The 24,104-nt window shown below is 74.2% G+C and carries 20 protein-coding genes; 17 read left to right on the top strand and 3 right to left on the bottom strand.

The window, feature by feature from the left end; genetic code table 11:
* Positions 1–53 precede the first annotated feature (53 nt).
* Positions 54–761: a CAP domain-containing protein gene (locus FB558_RS06425; protein ID WP_142049043.1), complete on the bottom strand. Its 708-nt coding sequence runs from the start codon at positions 759–761 to the stop codon at positions 54–56.
* A gap of 21 nt (positions 762–782) precedes the next feature.
* Between FB558_RS06425 and FB558_RS06420 the strand changes: the two genes are divergently transcribed.
* The 10 genes from FB558_RS06420 (at position 783) to FB558_RS06370 (ending at position 15,227) form a co-directional block, all read left to right on the top strand.
* The gene (locus FB558_RS06420; protein WP_142049041.1) at positions 783–1,073 is read left to right on the top strand and encodes an acylphosphatase; all 291 of its coding nucleotides are present in this window, start codon (positions 783–785) and stop codon (positions 1,071–1,073) included.
* 44 nt (positions 1,074–1,117) lie between these two features.
* On the top strand, positions 1,118–4,711 hold the full coding sequence (smc, locus tag FB558_RS06415; protein ID WP_142049040.1) for a chromosome segregation protein SMC: 3,594 nt from the start codon (positions 1,118–1,120) through the stop codon (positions 4,709–4,711).
* Positions 4,708–5,241: an MmcQ/YjbR family DNA-binding protein gene (locus FB558_RS06410; RefSeq protein ID WP_142049037.1), complete on the top strand. Its 534-nt coding sequence runs from the start codon at positions 4,708–4,710 to the stop codon at positions 5,239–5,241. The genes smc and FB558_RS06410 overlap by 4 nt, the downstream gene beginning before the upstream one ends.
* Positions 5,242–5,431: 190 nt before the next feature.
* Positions 5,432–7,171: a signal recognition particle-docking protein FtsY gene (ftsY, locus tag FB558_RS06405; protein WP_142049035.1), complete on the top strand. Its 1,740-nt coding sequence runs from the start codon at positions 5,432–5,434 to the stop codon at positions 7,169–7,171.
* A 161-nt stretch (positions 7,172–7,332) separates the two neighbouring features.
* Complete coding sequence (locus FB558_RS06400) at positions 7,333–8,679, top strand: ammonium transporter (protein ID WP_142053773.1); 1,347 nt, start codon at positions 7,333–7,335, stop codon at positions 8,677–8,679.
* 2 nt (positions 8,680–8,681) lie between these two features.
* Positions 8,682–9,020, top strand: a complete 339-nt coding sequence (locus tag FB558_RS06395) for a P-II family nitrogen regulator (RefSeq protein ID WP_142049033.1) — start codon at positions 8,682–8,684, stop codon at positions 9,018–9,020.
* Between the two features lie 77 nt (positions 9,021–9,097).
* Positions 9,098–11,431: a [protein-PII] uridylyltransferase gene (locus FB558_RS06390; protein WP_211366133.1), complete on the top strand. Its 2,334-nt coding sequence runs from the start codon at positions 9,098–9,100 to the stop codon at positions 11,429–11,431.
* Between the two features lie 22 nt (positions 11,432–11,453).
* Positions 11,454–11,792, top strand: a complete 339-nt coding sequence (locus tag FB558_RS06385) for a P-II family nitrogen regulator (protein ID WP_142049029.1) — start codon at positions 11,454–11,456, stop codon at positions 11,790–11,792.
* 1,042 nt (positions 11,793–12,834) lie between these two features.
* A complete protein-coding gene (ltrA, locus tag FB558_RS06380) occupies positions 12,835–14,274 on the top strand; it encodes a group II intron reverse transcriptase/maturase (protein ID WP_211366131.1) in 1,440 nt (479 codons plus the stop codon).
* A 341-nt stretch (positions 14,275–14,615) separates the two neighbouring features.
* Positions 14,616–15,227 (top strand): AAA family ATPase, encoded by a 612-nt coding sequence (locus FB558_RS06370; protein ID WP_170231203.1) that lies wholly within the window; start codon positions 14,616–14,618, stop codon positions 15,225–15,227.
* 9 nt (positions 15,228–15,236) lie between these two features.
* Here FB558_RS06370 and FB558_RS06365 read toward each other — a convergent pair whose 3' ends face one another.
* On the bottom strand, positions 15,237–16,019 hold the full coding sequence (locus FB558_RS06365) for an SDR family oxidoreductase (RefSeq protein WP_142049021.1): 783 nt from the start codon (positions 16,017–16,019) through the stop codon (positions 15,237–15,239).
* Positions 16,020–16,122: 103 nt separating this feature from the next.
* On the opposite strand from FB558_RS06365, the gene FB558_RS06360 reads away from it, so the two are divergent.
* From FB558_RS06360 to rimM, 7 genes are all read left to right on the top strand, one after another.
* Positions 16,123–16,941, top strand: a complete 819-nt coding sequence (locus FB558_RS06360) for a helix-turn-helix transcriptional regulator (RefSeq protein WP_246106274.1) — start codon at positions 16,123–16,125, stop codon at positions 16,939–16,941.
* Between the two features lie 10 nt (positions 16,942–16,951).
* Complete coding sequence (gene ffh, locus FB558_RS06355) at positions 16,952–18,481, top strand: signal recognition particle protein (protein WP_142049017.1); 1,530 nt, start codon at positions 16,952–16,954, stop codon at positions 18,479–18,481.
* Positions 18,482–19,558: an amidohydrolase family protein gene (locus FB558_RS06350; RefSeq protein ID WP_142049015.1), complete on the top strand. Its 1,077-nt coding sequence runs from the start codon at positions 18,482–18,484 to the stop codon at positions 19,556–19,558.
* Positions 19,559–19,697: 139 nt separating this feature from the next.
* Positions 19,698–20,951: a CPBP family intramembrane glutamic endopeptidase gene (locus FB558_RS45135; protein WP_281288557.1), complete on the top strand. Its 1,254-nt coding sequence runs from the start codon at positions 19,698–19,700 to the stop codon at positions 20,949–20,951.
* A gap of 189 nt (positions 20,952–21,140) precedes the next feature.
* Positions 21,141–21,587, top strand: a complete 447-nt coding sequence (rpsP, locus tag FB558_RS06340; protein WP_142049013.1) for a 30S ribosomal protein S16 — start codon at positions 21,141–21,143, stop codon at positions 21,585–21,587.
* A 73-nt stretch (positions 21,588–21,660) separates the two neighbouring features.
* Positions 21,661–21,900: an RNA-binding protein gene (locus tag FB558_RS06335; protein WP_142049011.1), complete on the top strand. Its 240-nt coding sequence runs from the start codon at positions 21,661–21,663 to the stop codon at positions 21,898–21,900.
* Positions 21,878–22,447 carry a ribosome maturation factor RimM gene (rimM, locus tag FB558_RS06330; protein WP_142049009.1) on the top strand — a complete coding sequence of 190 codons (570 nt, stop codon included), beginning with the start codon at positions 21,878–21,880 and terminating at the stop codon, positions 22,445–22,447. Before FB558_RS06335 ends, rimM begins: the two co-directional genes overlap by 23 nt.
* Positions 22,448–22,673: 226 nt before the next feature.
* Here the strand turns inward: rimM and FB558_RS06325 are convergent, their stop codons facing one another.
* On the bottom strand, positions 22,674–24,044 hold the full coding sequence (locus tag FB558_RS06325) for an FAD-binding oxidoreductase (RefSeq protein ID WP_142049007.1): 1,371 nt from the start codon (positions 24,042–24,044) through the stop codon (positions 22,674–22,676).
* Positions 24,045–24,104: the final 60 nt, after the last annotated feature.

Below are 24,104 nucleotides of genomic sequence, written 5' to 3'. Positions count from 1 at the left end.
GGCCGAGGCGACCGCGGCACGGCACGCACGGGCGCACCTGGGCTCCCCGGGACCTACTTGCCGAACTCCTGGACCCAGTAGTTGCCCGCGCGTGCCACGCCGATGGTGGTGAACCCGCAGGTCAGCAAGGCGGAGCGGTGCGAGGGTGACGCCATCCACTCCCGCACGACCTGGGCCGCGCTCGTCTGGCCCTTGCCGATGTTCTCCGCTCCGGGCCGGGGGTAGCCCGCGGCGCGCACCCGGTGCTCGAAGCGCCTGCCGTCCCGGCTGACGTGCGAGAAGTAGCCGTTCTCCGCCATGTCCTCGGCGTGCGCCCGCGCGGCCCGCGCCAACCGGGCGTCCGGCGCGAGCGAACCGCACCCGTGCTCGTTGCGCTCCTTGTTGGTCAGCGCGATGACCTCGCCCTCCGTGCCGGAGACCGACATCGGCGCCCGCTCCTGCTCGGGCTCCTCGGGCTCCGGCGGCTCCGTGGGCTCGGGGGCGAACTGCGGCCCGGACGCCGTGGCACCGGCTGCGGTGGCGAAGGCGTGCAGCGTGGAGATCTCCGACGGCGGTGGGTCGTCGGGCGGCTCGTCGACCAGCGCGGCCCGCGGCAGCACGTCGGCCGCCGCGGACGGGGAAGTCGCCTGGGCGACCGGCGCGATGCGCAACCCGACCGGCACGACCTCCGGGAAGGCCGCGACCGTGACACCGGCGACCAGCAGGACACCGGTCGCGAGAGCGAGCGTTTGCGCACCGGCGTTAGGCCGGTTGGGGAGCACGAGGCGGTAAGCTAGCAGCTCGTGATCACGGGCAGCGACGAGGTGGTCCGGCTCACGGCGTGGGTCGAGGGCCGGGTCCAGGGTGTCGGTTTCCGCTGGTGGACCCGTTCCCGGGCGTTGGAGCTGGGCCTCGTGGGCACGGCCAGGAACCTCCCGGACGGCCGCGTCGCGGTCGTCGCCGAAGGTCCACATCACTCGTGTGAGTTACTCCTGGCTGCGCTGCGTGGCGATGCGACTCCGGGGCGTGTCGACGGCGTGGTGGAGCAGTGGGGCCCGGCGCGCGGCGGGCTTGCGGGGTTCCGCGAGGCCTAACCAGTAGCCTTCCTCGACCACCTGCCGTTCTGGAGACCCCGCCCGTGCACCTCAAGAGCCTGACGCTGAAGGGCTTCAAGTCCTTCGCCTCGGCCACGACGCTCCGCCTGGAGCCGGGCATCACGTGCGTGGTGGGCCCGAACGGGTCGGGGAAGTCCAACGTGGTCGACGCGATCAGCTGGGTGCTCGGGGAGCAGGGCGCGAAGGCGCTGCGCGGCGGCAAGATGGAGGACGTCATCTTCGCCGGCACCTCCGGTCGCGCGCCGCTGGGCCGCGCCGAGGTCACGCTGACGATCGACAACTCCGACGCCGCCCTGCCGATCGACTACTCCGAGGTCTCGATCACCCGCCGCATGTTCCGCGACGGTGCGGGCGAGTACGAGATCAACGGCTCGTCCTGCCGGCTGCTGGACATCCAGGAGCTGCTCTCGGACTCCGGCATCGGCCGCGAGATGCACGTGATCGTCGGGCAGGGCCAGCTCGACTCCGTGCTGCAGAGCAAGCCCGAGGACCGGCGCGCCTACATCGAGGAGGCGGCGGGCGTCCTCAAGCACCGCAAGCGCAAGGAGAAGGCGCTGCGCAAGCTCGACGCGATGCAGGCCAACCTCACCCGGCTCACCGACCTCACCGCCGAGCTGCGCCGCCAGCTCAAGCCCCTGGGCAGGCAGGCCGAGATCGCGCGGCGCGCGCAGTCGGTGCAGTCCGAGCTGCGCGACGCCCGGCTGCGGCTGGCCGCCGACGACATCGTCACCGTGCGCGACCAGCTCGCCCGCGAGGAGGCCGACGAGGCGAGCGCCCGTGCGCGGCGCGCCGAGGTGGAGGAGCAGCTGTCCGTCGCGCGCGTCGAGCAGGAGCGGCTCGAGACCGCGCTCGCCCAGGACGCCCCGCGCCTGGCCGCCGCGCAGGACACCTGGTACCGGCTCTCGGCGCTCGCCGAGCGGATCGCCGGCACCGTCCGGCTCGCCCAGGAACGCACCCGCCACCTCGCCGACCCGCAGGAGCGCACCCCCGGCCGCGACCCCGACGAGCTCGACGCCGAGGCCGACGCGATCGCCGAGCAGGAGGAGGAGCTCGTCGCGGCCGTCGCGGAGGCCCGGCGCCGGCTCTCCGACGTCCTGGAGGAACGCGCGGAGCACGAGAAGACCCTCGCCGCCGCGGAACGCGCGCACATGGCCGCCGTCCGCGCGCTCGCCGACCGCAGGGCCGGGCTCGCCACCCTCGCCGGGCGCGCCGAGGCGCTGCGCAGCGGGGCCGCGGCCACCGCCGACGAGATCGAGCGCCTGTCCGAGGCGCTCGCCGAGGCGCAGGAACGCACCGCCGTCGCCGAGACCGAGCTGGAGCACGCCCGCGACGAGCTGGGCACCCTCGACGAGGGCGACAGCGGGCTGGACGAGCGCCGCACCCAGGCCGCCGAGGCCCACGAGGCCGCCCGCGCCCGCGTCGCCGAGCTGGTGGCGCGCGAGCGCGAGCTGGAGCAGCAGCGCGCGCACTGGCGGGCCCGCGTCGACGCGCTGTCGGTGAGCCTCGCCCGCCGCGACGGCTCCGGCGAGCTCGTGGGCACCGACGGCGTGCTCGGCCCCCTGTCCGGCCTGCTGACGGTGGAGCCGGAGGCCCGCGCGGCGGTGGCGGCGGCACTGGGCGAGCTGGCCGACGCACTGGCCGTGGAGTCCCCGGGAGCGGCGGTGACATCCCTGGAGCTGCTGCGCACGAAGGACGCGGGCCGAGCGAGCCTGGTGGTCGCCCCGGAGGTTCAGGAAAGCCACATTCATGAACCGCCAGGACAGGAATGTGGCTTTCCTGAACTCGGCGAGGCGCCTCGGGGGCGGTGGGCGCTCGAGTTCGTCACCGCCCGACCTGCCGTCGCGCCTGCCGTGGCGCTCCTGCTCGACGGCGTCCTCGTCGTCGACGACCTGGCCGCCGCACGGGCCGTGGTCGCCGACCACCCCGAGCTCACCGCCGTCACCCGCGACGGCGACGTGCTCGGGGCCGCGCGGGCGTCCGGCGGCTCCGGCACGGCGTCCAGCGCGCTCGACGTGCAGGCCGCCGTGAACGAGGCGCTGGAGCGGCGTGAGGCCGTCGAGGAGGAGCTGGCCCGGCTGCGGCCCGCACTGGACGGGGCGCGGGCCGAGGAGGCCGCCCGGCTGGCCGACGTCCAGGCGGCGCAGCAGGTGCAGAACGCCGCCGAGGCCCGCCGGTCCGCGGCGTCGGCGCAGCTGGGCCGGTTGGAGGAGACCGTCCGTTCGGCCACCGCCGAGGCGCAGCGGCTGCGCGAGCGCCGCGACGCCGTCGAGTCGCGACGTTCGGACTCCCTGCTCGCGCTGGAGGCCGCCGAGCAGCAGCTCGCCGTGGCCGAGGACGAGCCGGTGGACGACGAGCCCGACACCGAGGTCCGCGACGCCGCCGCCGACTCCCTCGCCACCGCCCGGGCCGAGGAGGTGGAGGCGCGGCTCGCGCTGCGCACCGCCGAGGAGCGGGCGCGGGCGATCGCCGGACGGGCCGAGTCGCTGCGCCGCCAGGCGGCGTCGGAGCGGCAGTCCCGGGCGCGCGCGGCGGCCGCGCGGGAGGCCAGGGAGCGCAGCGCGGCGATCGCCCGCCACGTCGTCGCGGCGGGGGAGACGGCGTCGGAGCGGATCGCCGTCTCGCTCTCCGCGGCCGCGCAGGAGCGCGACGCCGCAGCGGCCGCCCGTGACGCCCGCGAGCGCGCCCTCGGCGAGGCCCGGCTCACCACGCAGCGGCTCTCCGGGCTGATGGACAAGCTCACCGACGCCGTCCACCGCGACGAGGTGCTGCGCGCGCAGAACCGGCTCCGATTGGAGCAGCTCACCGAGAAGGCGCTCGACGAGCACGGGCTCGGCGTCGAGGACCTGGTCGGCGAGTACGGCCCGGACGTCCCCGTCCCGCCGTCGGCCGCCGAGATGGCCGAGTACGAGGCGGCGAAGGAGCGCGGGGAGGAGGTCACCGAGCCCCCTCCCATGCCCTACGACCGTGGCACGCAGGAGCGGCGGGCCAAGCGCGCGGAGAAGGACCTCACGCTGCTCGGCAAGGTCAACCCGCTCGCGCTCGAGGAGTTCGCCGCGCTGGAGGAGCGCTACCGCTTCCTCTCCACGCAGCTGGAGGACCTCAAGAACACCCGCCGCGACCTGCTCACGGTCGTCCGCGAGGTCGACGACAAGATCCTCGAGGTCTTCACCACGGCGTACGCCGACGTGGCCCGTGAGTTCGAGATCGTCTTCCACACGCTGTTCCCCGGCGGCGAGGGTCGGCTCGTGCTCACCGACCCCGACGACATGCTCACCACCGGCATCGAGGTGGAGGCGCGCCCGCCGGGCAAGAAGGTCAAGCGGCTGTCGCTGCTCTCGGGCGGTGAGCGCTCCCTGACGGCGATGGCGCTGCTGGTGGCGATCTTCCGCGCCCGGCCGTCGCCGTTCTACATCCTCGACGAGATCGAGGCCGCCCTCGACGACGTCAACCTCCGCCGGCTGATCTCGCTCATGGAGGAGCTGCGCGAGACCAGCCAGCTCATCGTCATCACCCACCAGAAGCCGACGATGGAGGTCGCCGACGCCCTCTACGGCGTCTCCATGCGCGGCGACGGCATCACCACGGTGATCAGCCAGCGGCTGCGGGCGGTCTCGTGACCACCGTGGCCCAGCTGCGCAAGGCCGCGCTCGGCCTCCCGGAGACGGAGGAGGGCACCCACTTCGGCATGGTCGCGTTCTCGGTGCGCGGCAAGGGGTTCGCCTCGGTGACCGGCGACGGCCGGGTGCAGCTCCAGCTCTCCGACGACGACGCCGAGGCGGCGCTCGCCGCGCACCCGACGGGGGAGCGGCTGGTGCGGATGGGCACCCCGATCGGCGTCCGGGTGCCGCTCGCCGACGTCGACGGCCAGGCCCTCAACTCCCTGGTTCGCGCCGCCTGGTACCGCCGCGCGCCCAAGCGGCTGGCGGCCGCGCTCGCCGCCGCCGACGCCGGAACGGCGCCGGACGCCGACCTCCCGCCGGGCATCGGGAAGCCGGCCACCCGCGCCCTGCTCGGGGCCGGGTTGCCCACGCTGGAGCAGGTCGCCGGTCGCACGGAGGCCGAGCTGCTCGCCCTGCACGGGGTCGGGCCGAAGGCCGTGCGGATCCTGGCCGAGGCGCTGCGGGAGAGGGGCCTGTCGCTGCGGTGACAGCCGCCGCGGGCCGAGGCCGGGCCGGCGCCCGTCAGACACCGACATCGACGCTCGCGCACCGACTGCAGTCGGTGCGCGAGCGCGGAAGTCGGTGTGCGAGCGCTCGCCCCACCCGGCAGCGGCCCGGGGAGCCGGCGGGACAGCGGGCGGCGCGGCGGCGCTGCGTGGCGCGTGACAGGGTGGTCGGGTGACCACGGAGACCTTGTGGATCGTCGTCGCGGTCGTGGCGGCGATCGTGATCATCGCCGTCGCGCTGGGGCTGGTGCTGCGCCGCCGTCGTCGGATCAGCCTCCGCGAGGCCGAGCAGGTCGAGCGCGGCACCGGCACCGGCACCGGCACCGGCACCGCTCCTCCGCGGCGCGGGGGCACCTACCAGGCGGGCGGGGGCTTCTCCTTCTCGTCGGGGGCTCCGACCGAGGCCGAGCCGCCCCCCGCGCCCGCTCCCGGCGCCGAGCCCCCCTCGGCCGCGGCACCGAGCGTGGACGGCCCGCCGTTCGTGTCCCCCGCCGCTCCGGCGCCGGAGGAGAGCCCGGCCGCCGACTCCTCCGCCACCGACTCCTCCGCCACCGACACGGCACCGCCCGGCGCGCCCGCGCCCTCGAACGGCGCCGCCGCCGAGGCGACGACCCCGGCCGCCGACGAGACGTCGGCCCCGGCGCCACCCACCGAGGCCGGGCCGGCAGCACCCTCGACGAACGGCGCCGCCGCCGGGCCGACGACCCCGGCCCGGGAGAGCGGCGCCCCTCCCGCGCCCCCTGCGCCGCCGGTCACCCCGCCGCCCGCGCAGTCCCCCGAGGCCCCCGCGCCGCCGGCGAACGGGGCCGCACCGGCCGCGCCCCCGGTGGCTCCGTCCGAGCCCACCGCGCCTCCGGCGTCCCCGAACGGCACCCCGCCTGCCGCCCCGCAGAAGGCCACCCCGCCGGTCGCCCCGCCGCCCGCGCGGCCGGAGGCGCCGGCCGCGTCCGCACCGCCCGCCGAGCACGCTCCCGCGCCGGCCGACATCGCGCCCGCCGAGGGCCGGCTGGAGCGGTTGCGCGGCCGGCTCGCCCGGTCGCGGTCCGGCTTCGGGCAGGGCCTGCTCGGTCTGCTCGGCGCCGGCGAGCTGGACGAGGAGTCGTGGGAGGACGTCGAGGCCACGCTCCTGCAGGCCGACCTCGGCCCGGAGATGACCCTCGAGCTGGTCGACACGCTGCGCACCGAGCTGGCCCGCCGGGCCGTCCGCACCCCGGAGCAGGCGCGCCAGATGCTGCGCGACGTGCTGACCGACGCCCTGCGCACCGATCTGGACCGCTCCATCCGTGCGCTGCCGCACGGCGGCCGTCCCGCGGTGCTGCTCGTCGTCGGCGTCAACGGCACCGGCAAGACCACCACCACCGGCAAGCTGGCCCGCGTGCTGGTGGCGGGCGGGCGCCACGTCGTGCTCGGCGCCGCCGACACCTTCCGCGCCGCCGCCGCGGAGCAGCTGGCCACGTGGGGCGAGCGCGCCGGGGCCACCGTCGTGCGCGGCCCGGAGGGCGCCGACCCGGCCAGCGTCGCGTTCGACGCCGTGAAGCAGGGCGCCGAGGAGGGCGCCGACGCGGTCCTGCTCGACACCGCGGGGCGGCTGCACACCAAGACCGGCCTGATGGACGAGCTGGGCAAGGTCAAGCGGGTGGTGGAACGGCAGGCCGAGGTGGACGAGGTGCTGCTCGTCCTCGACGCCACCACCGGCCAGAACGGGCTCACCCAGGCCCGGGTGTTCGGCGACGTCGTCAAGGTCACGGGCATCGCGCTCACCAAGCTGGACGGCACCGCGAAGGGCGGCATCGTCTTCCGGGTGCAGCGCGAGCTGGGTGTCCCGGTGAAGCTCGTGGGCCTCGGCGAGGGCGCCGACGACCTGGCCCCGTTCGAGCCCGCGGCGTTCGTGGAGGCCCTGCTCGCCCCGTAGTACGGCCGCCGCTGCGCACGTCACGCGGATGTAACACCGCCGGTCCGCTCGTTCACAGTGCGGAAACAGCGGTGGAGGGTGTCCGAAACACGTCGCTCCGATAGTTCCCGTCACCACTTCGGGAAGGAGTTGACGTGCTCGACACCGGCGATACCGCCTGGATGCTGGCCAGCACCGCGCTCGTGCTGCTCATGACGCCTGGGCTCGCGCTGTTCTACGGCGGCATGGTCCGCAGCAAGAGCGTGCTCAACATGATGATGATGAGCCTCGGCTCCGTCGGGCTCGTCGGCATCCTGTGGGCGCTGTACGGCTACTCGATCGCGTTCGGCAACGACGTGGGCGGCGGCCTGCTCGGCAACCCGGGCGAGTACTTCGGGCTCGCCGGCCTGTTCGTCGGCGACTACGGCGCCGACCCGGCGACGTTCCCGATGTCGGGCACGATCCCCGCGCTCGTGTTCGTCGGCTTCCAGGCGACGTTCGCGATCATCACGACCGCCCTGATCTCCGGTGCCGTGGCCGACCGGATGCGCTTCGGCCCGTGGCTGGTCTTCGCCGGGCTGTGGGCCACGATCGTCTACTTCCCGGTGGCCCACTGGGTGTTCGCGTTCAGCGACGACGAGTCCGGCGTGGTCGGCGGCTGGATCGCCAACGACCTGGCGGCCATCGACTTCGCGGGTGGCACCGCGGTGCACATCAACGCCGGTGCCGCCGCGCTCGCGCTGGTGATCGTCGTCGGCAAGCGCGTCGGCTGGCCCCGCGAGCCGATGCGCCCGCACAACCTCACGCTCGTGATGCTCGGCGCCGCGCTGCTGTGGTTCGGCTGGTTCGGGTTCAACGCGGGCTCGGCGCTGGGCGCCAACGGCATCGCCGCGTTCGCGATGGTCAACACGATCCTGGCGACGTGCGCCGCGATGCTGGGCTGGCTGCTCACCGAGCGCGTCCGGGACGGCAAGCCGACGAGCCTGGGTGCGGCGTCCGGCATCGTCGCGGGCCTCGTGGCGATCACGCCGGCCTGCTCGTCGGTGTCGCCGATGGGTGGCATCGCGATCGGCCTCATCGCCGGTGTGCTGTGCGCGCTGGCCGTCGGGCTGAAGTTCCGCTTCGGCTTCGACGACTCGCTCGACGTGGTCGGCGTCCACCTGGTCGGCGGCCTGGCCGGCACGATCCTCATCGGTTTCTTCGCCGACCCCGGCTCGCCCGCGGCCGTCGCGGGCCTGTTCTACGGCGGCGGTGTCGACCAGCTGTGGCGCCAGGTCGTCGGCGCGTTGGCGGTGCTGGCGTACTCGTTCGTGGTCTCGCTGGTGCTCGCCTACCTCGTCAAGGCGGTCATGGGCCTGCGGATCACCCCGGAGGAGGAGGCCACCGGCATCGACGAGACCGAGCACGCGGAGACCGGCTACGACTTCTCCAGCCACCGCAGCGTCTCCGGCCTCGGATCCCCGCGCCCGGACGCGGCCACCGCCGCGGCCGCGGCGCACGTCCCGGCCACCGCCGGCAAGGAGGCCTGATCATGAAGCTGATCACCGCGATCGTGAAGCCGTTCGTCCTCGAGGACGTCAAGGGGGCGCTCGAGCAGATCGGCGTGCTCGGCATGACGGTGAGCGAGGTGCAGGGCTACGGCCGGCAGAAGGGGCACACCGAGGTCTACCGGGGCGCGGAGTACTCGGTGGACTTCGTGCCGAAGGTGCGCGTGGAGGTCGTCGCGGACGACGCCCTCGCCGACAAGGTCGTGGACGCGGTCGTCGAGGGCGCCCGCACCGGGAAGATCGGCGACGGCAAGGTCTGGGTCACCCCCGTCGAGAGCGTGGTCCGGGTCCGCACCGGCGAGCGCGGCGCCGACGCCATCTGAGGTCCGTTGCACACAGCGCGGTGGCCGTGCTCCGGCAGCGGAGCACGGCCACCGCGTGCTCGGGAGGGAGTGGCGTAGTGGGTGCCGTGGCCGTGGCGTCGGGGGACGCGGAGGACCTGGCCCGCGCGAAGGCGGTACTGCTGGAGCAGGGGTCCGGGAAGCGGCGCCTCGGCCCGGAGGCGCTGCGCACGGCACTGGTCGACCTGCACGACTTCTGGTTGTCCTCCCGCGCGGCGACGATCGGCCTCACCGACCGCGCCGCGCTCGTGGCGGTCGGGGCGCTGGGGCGCCGGGAGCTGGCGCCCTGGTCCGACCTCGACCTCGTCCTGCTCCACGACGGCCGCAAGGACGTGGAGCGCCTCGCCGACGGGCTCTGGTACCCGCTGTGGGACGCCGGGATCGGTCTCGACCACTCGGTCCGCACCCCCGGCCAGGCCGTGCAGGTGGCGGCAACGGACCTGCGCGCGGCGCTCGGCCTGCTCGAGGCGCGGCACATCGCCGGGGACCCGGCGCTGTCCGACACCGTGCGCACGGCGGTGCGGCAGGCGTGGCGGGCGGGCATCCGCGGCCGCCTCGACGAGCTCGCCGGCGCCGCGCAGGAGCGCTGGCGCAAGGTGGGCGACGTCGCGCACCGGGTGGAGCCGGACCTGAAGAACGGGCACGGCGGTCTGCGCGACGTGCAGCTGATCGACGCGCTCGCCGCCGCCCAGCTCGTGGACCGGCCGGGCGCCGACGTGGTCGCCGCCCGCGGCCTGCTGCTGGACGTCCGCACCGAGCTGCACCGGCTGGCCGGTCGCGCCCGTGACGTGCTGCGCGCCCAGGAGGCCGACGAGGTCGCGGCGGCGCTGGAGATCGCCGACCGGTTCGAGCTGGCCCGCGCGCTGTCCGGGGCGGCCCGGTCGGTCGCGTTCGTGGCCGAGGTCGGGCTGCGCGCGGCCCGTGCGGCGCTGCCCCGCCGCGGGCTGGCCGCCCTGCGCCGCCCGCCGGTGCGACGCCCGCTGGACAGCGGGGTCGTCGAGCACGCAGGCGAGGTGACGCTGGCGCGTGACGCCAGCGCGGTCCGGGACCCCGGCCTGGTGCTGCGTGTCGCGGCCACCGCCGCGCGCACCGGGATGCCGATCGCCGCCGGCACCCTGCACCGCCTCGCCGACACCGCGCCGGAGCTGCGCGAGCCGTGGCCGGCGTCGGCGCGCGGCGAGCTGCTCTCGTTGCTGGGCACCGGCCGGCCGCTGGTCGACGTCGTCGAGTCCCTGGACCGCACGGGGCTGTGGGGACGGCTGCTGCCGGAGTGGGGCGCGGTGCGCGACCTGCCCCCGCGCGACCGCGCGCACGTCTGGACCGTCGACCGGCACCTGGTCGAGGCGTGCGCCCAGGCCGCCCGGCTGACCACGCGCGTGGCCCGGCCGGACCTGCTGCTGGTCGGCGCCCTGCTGCACGACATCGGCAAGGGGCGAGGAGGGGACCACTCCGAGGTCGGGGAGTCGCTGGCGGTGCAGGTGGGGCGCCGGATCGGCTTCGGCGCCCCGGACGTCGCCGTGCTGGGCGGGATGGTGCGCCACCACCTGCTGCTGCCCCACACCGCCACCCGCCGCGACCTGGACGACCCGGCCACCGTCACGCGCGTCGTGGAGACCCTCGACGGTCACGGCCTGCTGCTCGACCTGCTCGAGGCGCTCGCCGAGGCGGACGCGCTGGCCACCGGTCCGGGCGTGTGGAGCCCGTGGAAGCGGGCGCTCATCCACGACCTCGCCCGCCGCTGCCGCGCGCTGCTGGCCGGCGAGGCGCTGCCCGGGCCCACGCAGGCGGACGAGGGGGCGGCCGCGCTCGCCCGTGCCGTCGAGGCCGACGCGCGTCCGCAGGTCGGCCTGGACGCGGGCGACCCGGCCACCGTCGTCGTCGCCGTCCCGGACCGGAGGGGGATGCTCGCCGCCGCAGCCGGTGTGCTCGCGCTGCACTCGCTGGAGGTGCACGCGGCGGAGCTGGCCACGCTCGGCGGCGTCGGGGTGTTCACGTTCACCGTCTCGCCGCGCTTCGGCGGCCTGCCCGACCCCGCCCTGCTGCGCTCGGACCTGACCCGCGTGCTCGACGGCGGGCTCGGGCTGGCCGACGCGCTGGCCCGGAAGGAGCGCGACTACGCGCCGACCGCCGCGGCGGAGCCGCCCGCGCCCCCGCGGGTGCTGTGGTTCGACGACGAGGCCACCGGTGCCGTGGTCCTCGAGCTGCGGGGCACCGACCGGATCGGTCTGCTGCACCGGGTCGCCGCGGCGCTCGAGCAGTGCGGGGCGGACGTGCGCTGGGCGCGGGCGTCGACGCTGGGCGCCTCGGTCGTCGATGCGTTCGGGCTGGCCGGGGGGACGAGCCGCACCGAGCGCAGGCGGATCGAGAAGGCCGTGCTGGCCGCGGCCGGGTGAGCCTGCCCTACGGTGGCTGGTCGTGATCCTCGTGACGGCCGTCGTGAAGCCCTTCGTGCTCGGTGACGTGAAGGCCGCGCTCGAGCGGCTCGGCGTGCTCGGGATGACGGTGTCCGAGGTCCAGGGCTACGGCCGGCAGAAGGGGCACACCGAGGTCTACCGGGGCGCGGAGTACAGCGTCGACCTCGTCCCGAAGGTCCGGGTCGAGGTCGTCGTGGACGACGAGGTGGCCGACCGCGTCGTCGACGCCGTCGTGGCGGCGGCCCGCACCGGCAAGATCGGCGACGGGAAGGTGTGGACGACGCCCGTCGGGACGGTGGTCCGGGTCCGCACGGGGGAACGCGGCCCCGACGCGCTGTAGCCTGCCGACGAACGGCATCTTCGTCGGTACCTGGTTCTCCAGCCGGGCTTCGTGATCTTGCCGATGGGGTCCTGGGAACGCGGGCCACTGCTGGTTCCTGCGCGGCATGCTCGCGGAACTGCCGCGCAGGACATGGTGCGTTCCTGTGGGCGCGCCGTACCCGGCTGGCGACCACGGCCTCCCGCCCCACCTCTCGTCCGCGGCGATCACCCACCGTCCCTCGCCCCTTCCGTCGGCGAGGTGGCTGAGTGGGCACCACTACCGAGCATCGTGGTCACCGTGACGGCCGTCCCCGACCGGGCCCCGCCCCTGCGATCCGCCAGGAACACCGCGACCTGACCGCCATCACAACCATGTGCGCCCGATACTGCGGATCATGGACGGGAAGATCACGAGTATCGGTTGTGCGCCACGAGGCGCTGTTGGTTCGGATGGAGGTGGGAGACCTTCGTGGCCCTGTCGTCGTAGCGGTGGGGTGAAGCTGGCGGCAGCCTGATCCGGGGATCGCCGGGGAGGGTGGGAGCAGCCGCGACAAAGTCGGGACGGCTCAGGACTGCCGGATGGGCCGGGCCCGGTGAGCGAGACGAGAAGGTATACGAGAGAAACCAGCGCTATTACGCCTCTTGACTCGCGGCCAGCTCGAAATCCGGTGGATATGGGCTGGGGTGCGGCGCGTACTCGGCTGCCGGTCGTGTCCCGGCGGGTGAGGAACTCCCGGCTGGTATGGCCGTGCCGGGTCCGGGAGGCCATGGTGAATGTCTACGGCGTAGCCGTGGCGATGCCGCAGGGGTACAGCTGGGTGCCTCACTCGTCGACCGAGCAACAGTGAACGTGGGAACCATCCGTGCGACGTTCCAGCAGGGTGCGCCGGCCAGGCGTGACGACCGCTGGATAGGTGCGATGCCGACCGAAGGGCCGGGTGGGGCGGAGCCGCCGTAGTACTCCGGGCCGGGGAAAGCCCGGCACACGGGGAAGGGCGGCAGCGTGTCGGGCGAGGATGCTGACTGCAAGGGACGGAGATACACCGGTGAATACTGGTGTCGTGGCTTGGCCGGATGTGGATTCGGCCGGGTTGGCGGTACGGAGGATGCAGCGCAAGTTGCACCGTTGGGCGAGCGAGGACCCGGCTCGCCGGTTTGATGATCTGTTCAACCTGGTCTATGATCCGGCGTTCCTGGTCGATGCGTTCACGCGTGTTGCCGGAAACAAGGGGGCGAAGACCGCGGGGGTCGACGGGCTGACGGTGGCCGCGGTCGATACCCGCATCGGAGTGGACGTGTTCCTGGGTCAGATCCGGGACTCACTCAAGACGCGTGAGTACCGGCCGTGTCCGGTCCGGCAGGTGATGATCCCCAAGGGCGGCGGCAAGCTGCGCCGGCTGGGGATCCCCACGGTGGCCGACCGGGTGGTCCAGGCCGTCGTCAAGGCGGTGCTCGAACCCATCTTCGAGGCGGACTTCCTGCCGTGCTCGTATGGGTTCCGCCCGAACCGGCGCGCTCAGGACGCGATCGCCGAGATCCACCACTTCACCTCCGCACCCATCAACTACGAGTGGGTGCTGGAGGCCGACATCGCCGCGTGTTTCGATGAGATCGACCACGTCGCGGTGATGGACCGGCTGCGGCGGCGGATCAAGGACAAGCGGCTGGCGAATCTGGTGAAGGCGTTCCTGAAATCCGGGATCTTCACCGATCTCGGGGATCGGGAGGAATCACCGACCGGCACCCCGCAGGGTGGGATCCTCTCGCCGCTGCTGGCGAACATCGCACTCTCAGTGTTGGATGAACACTTCACCCAACACTGGGACCCGGCCACCGGGGCGATGGGCACCCCGGCACGGCGGGCCGCGCGGAAACGTAACGGCAAGGGGAACTGGCGTTTGATCCGGTATGCCGACGACTTCGTGTTGCTGGTCTCCGGGGACCGTCACCACGCCGAAGCGCTCCGGGTCGAGGTGGCGGCCGTGCTCGCCCCACTGGGGCTACGGCTTGCCGAGGAGAAAACCCGGGCGGTGCACATCGACGAGGGCTTCGACTTCCTCGGTTTCCACATCCGGCGGATGCGGAAACGTGGAACGCAGAAGCGCTACGTCTACACCACACCCTCCCGCAAATCAACACAGAAGGTGCGGGACCGGGTGCGAGAGAAAACGAACAAGTCAAACCTGAACACCGACCTGGACGAGCTGCTCTCCGGGCTCAACCAGACGGTGCGAGGGTGGGCGAACTACTTCCGGCACGGGGTGTCCAAAGCGACCTTCAGCGCGGTCGACCACCACACCTGGTGGCGACTGGTCGGGTGGATCCGCCGCAAACACCCCAAGATCAGCTGGAAGGAGATCCGCCGCCGCTTCTGCGATCATGGCTGGCGGATCGCCCACAACGGGGTGGTGTTCACCGGCGCTTCCAGCGTCGCCGTGACCCGCTACCGCTACCGCGGAGCGAACATACCAACCCCGTGGACCCCAGCCCTCACAGGCTGAGCAACGGCCACGACATGCGGAGAGCCGGATGCGGTGAGAGCCGCACGTCCGGTTCGGCGGGCGGGCACGGGAAACGGACCCGGGGCAACCCGGGCACCGCGCCCGTGTCCGACCCAACGTCCATTGCTGCTGCCACGACCATGAGCAACCGATACCGCGGATCATGCCCGCGACCACCACCGAACGGCCCGGCCACCGCCGGAACACCCGTGGTCACGAGATCCGGCTGTCGTGTCAGCCGACGAGAGTGCCGTTCGTCGGGCGTGCGCGGATGATCATCGTCACGCTCGGTCATGGCCGTCGAACGGAACGAACCGCCCGAACCGTACGTTGGACACGCCGTGACGACCGCGACACGGCCGGTGCGGCTCGCCCTGCCCGGCCGGAGCCTGCTGCTGGTGGCCGGCATGCCCGGGGCCGGGAAGTCCACACTGCTCGCGAGCCTGCCCGATACCGACGGGGTCGCCGTGTTCGACTCGGAGTCGCAACGCGCGGCACTGCGCCTGCTGGCCCGCGGCGTGCCCTACGGGTGGCAGCGCCCCGTGGTGCACCTGCTGCACCGCTCGGCGGTGGTCGCCGCGGCCGCGTCGCGCACGCCGACCGTCGTGGTGCACCTGCCGGCCACGCAGCCCGGCACCCGGGCGGCGGTCGCGCGTCTGGCCGCCGCCACCCGCAGGTCCGCGCACCTGCTCTGGCTGCAGGTCGGCGTCGAGGAGGCGCGCCGCGGCCAGCGCGAGCGCGGGCGCGTGGTGTCGGAGGGCTCGTTCAGCGGGCACGCGCGGCGGGCCGAGGGCACCGCGGCCGACCTGCTCGGCCACCCGCCTCCCGGCTGGCGCAGCATCACGGTCCTCGACCGGGCCGCCGCCGCGGGCGGGTTGCGGCTGGACACCGAACCGACGAGGACGGTGCTCGCCCGGGAGGCCACCGCGCCGGAGCCCACGACGGTGAGCTGAGAATGCCGGTCAGCCCTGAGCGGTGGGCAGCACGATCAGCTCCGCCACGTTGACGCGGGGCGGCGCGGCCGCCGACCAGGCGATGGCCTCCGCGATGGCGCCGGCCGGGATCGGTCCGACCGCCCGCCGGATCTCCTCGAGAGTGTCGCGGCCCGCGCTGTCGAGCATCGTCTCGCCGAGCTCGCTCTCGGTGAGGCCCGGCTCGACCGCACGCACCCGCACCCCGCGCGGTCCGAGCTCCATCCGCAGCCCGCGCGTCAGCGCGGCCACGCCGGCCTTCGTCGCGCTGTACACGGCGTAGGTCGGGAAGATCGCGTGGCTCGCGATCGAGCCGACGTGCACGAGGTCGGCGGGCCCGCCGTCGGCGGCGGCCGCGAGGAGGTCGTCGACGAACGCCTTGCCGGTGTGCAGCAGGCCCGTGACGTTCGTGTCCACCATCGCGTGCCACTCCGCGGGCTCGGCCGTGGCGAACGGGGCGCCGAGCATCACGCCGGCGTTGGCGACCACGAGGTCGGGTGCGCCGAGCGCGGCGCGGACGGTCGCGGCCGCGCGGGCGAGGCTCGCGGGGTCCGTGACGTCGGCGGGCACGGCGACCCCGTCGATCTCCTTCGCGAGCGCCTCGATGCGGTCGGCGCGCCGGGCCAGCACGGCGACGCGGGCGCCGCAGGCGGCGAGCGCCCGTGCGGTGGCGGCACCGATCCCGCTGCTGGCCCCGGTGACGACGGCGGTGCGTCCGGTGAGGTCGTGGGTGTTCTGGGTCGCGGCGTTCTGAGTTGTGGCGTTCTGCGTCATGCCACCGAGCCTGCGGGCGGCGCGGAGGGGCCGGGGAGGCCCCGCGAAGGGGGGTAGTCACAGGACCACCCCTTCTCCCCGGGCGCGCCCTACCGTGAGGTCCGTGCCGAACCTCTTGGGCGAGTTCCTCCGCGCCCGCCGCGAGCTGACCCGACCCGAGGACCACGGCCTGCCCGTCGGGCGCAGGCGGGTGCCCGGGCTGCGGCGCGAGGAGGTCGCGATGCTCGCCGGCATCAGCGCCGACTACTACCTGCGCCTGGAGCGCGGGCGCGACCGCCACCCGTCGACGCAGGTGGTGGAGGCGCTGGCCCGCGTGCTCGAGCTCGACGCCGAGTCCACCGCCTACCTCGCCTCGCTCGCCGCGCCCGCGCCCCGGGTGCCGCGGCGCAGCCGCCGGGAGCCGGAGCGCGCCGCGCCCGAGATCGTGCGGCTGCTGGAGTCGATGGCGGGCGTGCCCGCGTTCGTCCTGGGCCGGTGCATGGACGTGCTCGCCGCCAACCGGCTGTGCGAGCTGCTGTGCGGCACGATCCCCGGGGACGGCAACATCGTGCGGCACGTGTTCCTCGACCCCGGGGCGCGCGAGTTCTACCCGGACTGGTCGGACGTGGCGGAGGAGACCGTCGCCGCGCTGCGCGCCTCGGCCGCGGACGCACCCGACGACCCGCGGCTGGTCACCCTGGTCGGGGAGCTCTCGGTGCGCAGCGACGAGTTCCGCAGGCTGTGGGCGCGCCACGACGTGCGCGCCAAGGCGGCGGGCCGCAAGCGGCTCGTGTCGCCCGTCGTCGGGGAGGTCACGGTGGGCTGGGAGTCGCTCGCCGTGGCGAGCGCGCCGGGCCAGCTGGTGGTCACCTACTTCGCCGAGCCGGGCTCGCCGTCGGCCGCGGCACTGGCACGCCTGCAGGAGCTCGCGGCACGCCAGTAGGGTGGGAGGGGTGTTCGACACCCTCTCCGAGCGCCTCAGCGGCACCCTCGCCAACCTCCGCGGCAAGGGTCGCCTCTCCGACGCCGACATCGACGCCACCGCGCGCGAGATCCGCATCGCGCTGCTGGAGGCCGACGTCGCGCTGCCGGTGGTCCGCGGCTTCATCGCGCGGGTCAAGGAGCGGGCCAAGGGCGCGGAGGTCTCGGGGGCGCTGAACCCGGCCCAGCAGGTCGTCAAGATCGTCAACGAGGAGCTCGTCGACATCCTCGGCGGCGAGACCCGGCGGATCCGGCTGGCCAAGGAGCCGCCGAGCGTGATCATGCTCGCCGGTCTGCAGGGTTCCGGTAAGACGACCCTCGCCGGCAAGCTCGCCGGCTGGCTGAAGAACCAGGGCCACACCCCGCTGCTGGTGGCGTGCGACCTCCAGCGTCCCAACGCGGTCAACCAGCTGCAGATCGTCGGCGAGCGCGCGGGCGCCACGACCTTCGCCCCCGAGCCGGGCAACGGGGTGGGCGACCCGGTCGACGTCGCCCGCCGCGGCGTCGCGCACGCCCGCGACAAGCACTACGACGTCGTCATCGTCGACACCGCGGGCCGCCTCGGCGTCGACGAGGAGCTGATGCGCCAGGCCGCGGACATCCGCGACGCGGTGCAGCCCGATGAGACGCTGTTCGTCGTCGACGCCATGATCGGCCAGGACGCCGTGGCCACCGCCGAGGCGTTCCGCGACGGCGTCGGCTTCACCGGTGTGGTGCTCACCAAGCTCGACGGCGACGCCCGCGGTGGTGCCGCGCTGTCGGTCCGCGAGGTCACCGGCCAGCCGATCCTCTTCGCCTCCAACGGTGAGAAGCTCGCCGACTTCGACGTCTTCCACCCCGACCGGATGGCCAGCCGCATCCTCGGGATGGGCGACCTGCTCACGCTCATCGAGCAGGCCGAGCAGGCGTTCGACCAGGAGCAGACGGCCAAGACCGCCGCCAAGATCTCCAGCGGCGAGCTCACGCTGGAGGACTTCCTCGAGCAGATGCTCGCGGTCCGCAAGATGGGACCGATCGGCAACATCCTCGGCATGCTGCCCGGCGCCGGGCAGATGAAGGACGCGCTGGCGCAGGTCGACGACAAGCAGCTCGACCGGTTGCAGGCGATCATCCGGGGCATGACGCCCGCCGAGCGGGCCGACCCGAAGATGATCAACGGGTCCCGGCGGCTGCGCATCGCCAACGGCTCCGGGGTCACGGTCAGCGAGGTCAACGACGTCGTCAACCGCTTCTTCGAGGCGAAGAAGATGATGAAGCAGATGGCGGGCCAGTTCGGCTTCGGCAGCCGCAGCGCCACGAAGAAGCAGGCGAAGGGCCGCAAGGGCAAGAAGTCGAAGGGCAAGAGCCGTCCGACGCCGCCGCGCGCCCCCGCCGGCCTCCCCGGCGGCGGCATGCCGGACCTCTCGGGCCTCCCGGCGTCGCTGCGCGACATGCCCCCCGGGCTCGACCAGCTGCCACCCGGCTTCGACCCGAGCAAGCTGAGGTTCCCGAAGGGGAAGTAGATGTTCCGGCTGCGCGGCGTCCTGCTGCCGGGCGAGGAGTCCGTCGAGCTGTGGATCGACGGCGCCGGGCGGCTGAGCGAGCCGCTGCGGGGCGCCGAGACGCTGGTCGACGGCGGGTACATCGTGCCGGGCCTCGTCGACGCGCACTGCCACATCGGGCTCGGGCCGGGCGGCGGCGTCGACCTCGAGGAGGCCGACGCGCAGGCCCGCGTCGACCGCGACGCCGGCACGCTGCTCGTGCGCGACTGCGGCTCGCCGATCGACACCTCACCGCTGCAGGCGCGCGACGACCTCCCGGAGATCATCCGGGCCGGCAGGCACGTCGCGCGGCCCAAGCGCTACATCCCGGGCGTCGCCCAGGAGCTGGACGACCCGGCGCTGCTCCCCGACGCCGTCGCGGAGCAGGCCGCCGCGGGGGACGGCTGGGTCAAGCTCGTCGGCGACTGGATCGACCGCGGCGCGGGCGACCTCGCCCCGCTCTGGCCCGACGACGTGCTGGCCACGGCCATCGACACCGCCCACCGCGCAGGCGCCCGCGTCACGGCACACGTGTTCGGCGCCGAATCGATCCCCGGCCTGGTGCGCGCGGGCATCGACTGCATCGAGCACGGCACCGGCCTCACCGACGACGTCATCGCCGAGATGGCCGCGCGCGGCACGGCCCTGGTGCCCACGCTGATCAACATCGAGACGTTCCCGGCGATCGCCGACCAGGCGGTCCGGTACCCCGCCTACGCGGACCACATGCGGCGGCTGCACGCCGGTGCGGGAGCGGTGGTCCGCCGGGCGGTGGAGGCGGGGGTGCCCGTCTACGCGGGCACCGACGCCGGTGGTGGCATCGCCCACGGCCGCCTCGCCGACGAGGTCATCGCCCTGCACCGCGCCGGCCTGCCGGCGGCCGACGCGCTGGGCGCCGCGAGCTGGGCGGCCCGCCGCTGGCTGGGCCGGCCCGGCCTCGAGCCCGGCGCCCGCGCCGACCTGGTGGTCTACCGCCGCGACCCGCGCCTGGACCTCTCGGTCCTGCACGAACCGGCCCTGGTGGTGCTCCGCGGCCGTCCGGTGCACGCCGGCACCTGACCGCCCACCGCTCGGACACCGAATCCTGCGCCGGCACACCGACTGCAGTCGGTGTGCGAGGACGGAAGTCGGTGTGCGAGGGCCGGGCCGTCGGGCAGGGGAGCGGCGGCGTTCCTGACCGGCCGGTAGCGTCGGGGGCGTGGGAGCGGTGCAGGGTGACGGTCGATCGCGTGCGGAGGAACCGGAGGGCACGGATCCCGCGCGACCCGACGGCGCCCCGGTCGAGCAGGCCGCGGACCCGGCGCCCGGGCACGTCGACGTGAACGGCCACCCACAGCGTCCGGATCCGCGGTCGACGAGTGCAGACCCCGCCCCGGGCGAGGTGTCGCCGGGAGCCGGGACGCAGGCCATGCCACCGCCACCGCCACCGCCTGCGCCGGAGGTCGTGCCCGCGCAACCGCAGGCGCCACAGGGCGAGCCGCCGCCGTTCGCGCAGGCCGCGCCGCCGCCGTTCCCGCCTGCCGTGCCGCCGCCGTTCCCGCAGGCCGTGCCGCCGGCGTCCCCGCAAGCCGCACCGCCGCAGTTTGCGCAGACCGTGCCGGCGGGGCCGCCGTTCCCGCAGGCATATCCGCCCCAGCAGGCATATCCGCCGCAGCAGCCGCCGTTCCCGCAGGCCGTCGGCGCGGCCGTGCCTCCTCCCGGCTTCCCCGCCGGTCCGCCTCCGGTGCATCCGCAGCAGCCCCCGGCAGCTCCGCCGGCGCCGCGCCGGACCCACCGGTGGGGGCTCGGCGCGTTCGCGCTCGCCGAGCTGGCGTTCCTCGCCTGCTCCGTCCTCGTCGCGTGGTTCCTGGTCGACCCGGACGCGCCGTCGGTCCCCCAGCTGGGCATCGCGGTCGCCGTGCCGACGCTCGTCGCCGCGGGCGTCGCGATCGCCGCCACGCTCGTCCGGGGCAACGGTCCGGTGCGCGACCTGGGGCTCGTCTGGTCGTGGCGCGACGTCGGCGCGGGGCTCGCCTTCGGGCTCGGTGGGTTGTTCGTCACCGCGGTCGCGGCGATGGTGTGGGTGTCGATCGTCGGGCCCGACGTGAACTCGGCCGTCGGCACGGCGTTCGACGGCCAGCGCGCGTCGTGGCCCGCGGCCCTGGGGATCGCGCTGCTCGTCGTGATCGTCGCGCCGATCTGCGAGGAGATCCTCTACCGCGGCCTGCTGTGGGGGGCGTTGGAGCGGATCGGCGCAGGTCGGTGGGTCTGCTTCGGCGTCACCACGCTGGTGTTCGCCCTGTTCCACTTCGAGCTGGAGCGCGCGCCACTGCTGCTCGTGATCTCGATCCCCATCGGGCTGGCGCGGCTCTTCACCGGCCGCCTGCTGGCGAGCGTGATCGCGCACCAGATCAACAACTTCCTTCCGGGCGTCGTGCTCTTCCTCGCGCTGACCGGCAACATCCCGGTGTAGGCGGCGAGCCGCGGGGCACGCGCCGGAGCGCAACCCGGCGTCGTCTGGCAGAATGGCCGATCGGCCCCGCGGCTGGCCCTCTACCGTGCCGCGGACGCACCACACACGCGAGGACCGCGCAGCCCGTACCCCCACGCGAGCCGCGCGGACCCACCCGAAGCACACGATCCTCGAGGAGCACCGACCAGCGTGGCCGTCAAGATCAAGCTGATGAGGCTGGGCAAGATCCGCCAGCCGTACTACCGAATCGTCGTCGCCGACGCCCGCAGCCGTCGCAGCGGCCGGGCGATCGAGACCATCGGCAAGTACCACCCGAAGAACGACCCGAGCCTCATCGAGGTCGACTCGGCCCGGGCGCAATACTGGCTGGGTGTGGGCGCGCAGCCCACCGAGCCGGTGCAGAACCTGCTCGAGATCACCGGCGACTGGCAGAAGTTCAAGGGCCTGCCCGGCGCCGAGGGCACGCTCAAGCCGCAGCCGGAGAAGGTCGACAAGCTCGCCCGCTTCCAGGCCGCGCTCGCCGCCGCCGGCGAGGAGCCCACCACCGAGGCCACCACGCCGCGCAAGAAGGGTGGCGACCGCCGGGCGAAGGGCGACAGCGGAGACGCTGCCGCCGAGGCTCCCGCAGAAGCGTGACCGAGCTTGCGAGGTCACCAATGAGCACAGCAGTGCCGCGAACGAGGCCGACGAGCGTCAGCGAGGAGGTCTCGTGAGTGTCCTGGCGGACGCTCTGGAGCACCTCGTCCGGGGCATCGTCGACCACCCCGACGACGTGCAGGTGGAGCTGGTCACCACGCGTCGGGGTCGCACCCTCGAGGTCCGGGTGCACCCCGAGGACCTCGGCAAGGTGATCGGGCGCGGCGGGCGCACCGCCACCGCGCTGCGCACGGTCGTCGGCGGTATCGGTGGCCGGGGCGTGCGGGTGGATGTCGTCGACACCGACCGGTAGCACCCCGGGCGCACCCCGCCCGGACACCGAGTACCTCGTCGGGATCGCCGTGCGGGCCCATGGCCTGCGCGGCGAGCTCGTCGTGGACGTGCACACGGACTCCCCGGACGAGCGGTTCGCCGCCGGGGCGTCCCTCATCGCGCAGCGGCCGGGTGCGCCCAGCGGGACCCTGACCGTCGAGTCGGCCCGGCCGCACTCCGGTCGCTTGCTCGTCCGGTTCGTCGAGGTGCCCGACCGCGACGCGGCCGAGGCGCTGCGCGGCACCCGGCTCCTCGTCGCGGCCGACGCCATCACGCCGCCCGCCGACGACGAGGAGTTCCACGTCCACCAGCTGGAGGGCCTGCGGGCCGAGCTGGTGGACGGCACCGTCGCCGGCACTGTCCGCGAGGTCGTGCACGGCCCCGGCGGCGAGCTGCTCGTCCTCGCCCGCCCCGGAGGCGGCCCGGACATCCTGGTCCCGTTCGTGCAGGCCATCGTCCCGACGGTGGACCTGGCGGGCGGCCGGCTGGTCCTCACCCCACCCGAGGGCCTCCTCGACCCCGCCTGACTCCGGCCTCGCACACCGACTTCGGCCCTCACACACCGACTGCAGTCGGTGTCCGAGCGCAGATGTCGGTGTGCGAGCTGCCGCTCGCCGCGGCCGGCGCCGCCTCGACGCGGTCGCACACCGATTTCGGTGCTGGCACATCGACTGCGGTCGGTGTGTGAGTGCAGATGTCGGTGTGGGAGCGTCCGTCAGACGCCGTGGCTGCTGGACGGGATCCCGGGATCGATCACGCCATCGGCTCGATGTTCTGGTTGAGGTGGAAGAGGTTGTCCGGGTCGTAGGTGGCCTTGACCCGCCGCAACCGGTCGTAGTTCCGCCCGTAGTTCTGCGGCACGCGGCCCTCGTCCTCCGACAGCATGTTGACGTACCCCCCTTCCGTGCCCGCGTAGGGGTGGACCGCGTCGTAGTAGTCCCGCGCCCACCGGATGGCGCCCTCGTCCTCGGCCGGGGTGTCGTAGAACGCGCCGATGACCATCACGTACCGCGCGTCGCGGTGCCCGAACGCCGTCTCCTCCGGACCGACCCGCGACGGCGCCCCGTTGATCGAGTACAGGTGCATCGTCGAGGTGAGGCTCGGCGTCGGCGGCCCGTGCTCGACGTGCGCGGCGACGGCCTCGTCCGGCAGATCGCGCACGAAGTCGGCCTTCCAGTACTGCCGCATCCCCTTGTAGAACAGCCCGTCGAAGGCCGAGTTGAGGGCGGGGTAGGGCATCGGGCCGACGTGCTCGGCCTTGACCCGGGCCGCGTCGCGGAACGGCTTGATCGCCTGCTCGCCCTGCTCCGGCCGCCCGCTCCAGCAGGTGACCACCACGCAGAACATGTCCCCGTGCCGGTCCTGCGGGATGAACGGCAGCGGTGGGGCCATCTGCCAGCCGAAGAACGCCCCGAGCTGCTCGGGCGCTTCCTGGATGTACTCGTCGTAGGCGCGCATCACGGCCGGCGCGTCCTCGACCTCGAACAGCATGGGACCGCCGTAGATCGTCGCGACGTCGTGCAGGGCGAGCTCCATCGACGTCACCACGCCGAAGTTGCCCCCGCCGCCGCGCAGGGCCCAGAGCAGGTCCTCGTTCTCGTGCTCGCTCGCGACGACGATGCGGCCGTCCGCGGTGACCACCTCGGCGCTCACGAGGTTGTCGCACGACAGCCCGCAGCCGCGGGCGAGGTACCCGACCCCGCCGCCCAGCGTCAGGCCGCTCACGCCGGTGGTCGAGATGATGCCCCCGGTGGTGGCGAGGCCGAAGGCGTGGGTGGCGTGGTTGAAGTCGCCCCACGTGGCGCCGCCCCCGGTCCGAGCGGTCTTCCGCACGGGGTCGACGAACACGTTGTTGATCAGCGACAGGTCGAGCACGACGCCGCCGTCGCACGTGCCGAACCCCGGAGCGCTGTGCCCGCCGCCCCGCACCGCGAGATCGAGGCCCGCATCGCGGGCGTAGTCGACGGTCGCGGCGGCGTCCGCGGTCGCCGCGGCGCGGACGATGAGCGCGGGACGCCGGTCGTGGATGCCGTTGTGGACGCGGCGGTGCTCGTCGTAGCCGTCGTCGCCCGGCTCGATGACGGGCCCGCGCACCTGCTCGCGCAGCTCGGCGATGGTGGTCATGTCCCCTCCTGCGGTCCTGGTGGAGGCGAGACCATGCCGGACGGGGCGTTCCCGCAGCGT

Source organism: Pseudonocardia kunmingensis, assembly GCF_006716445.1.
Taxonomy (GTDB): domain Bacteria; phylum Actinomycetota; class Actinomycetes; order Mycobacteriales; family Pseudonocardiaceae; genus Pseudonocardia; species Pseudonocardia kunmingensis.
Note: the sequence above shows the minus strand (reverse complement) of the source record. Positions and strands in the feature narration are given on the sequence as shown.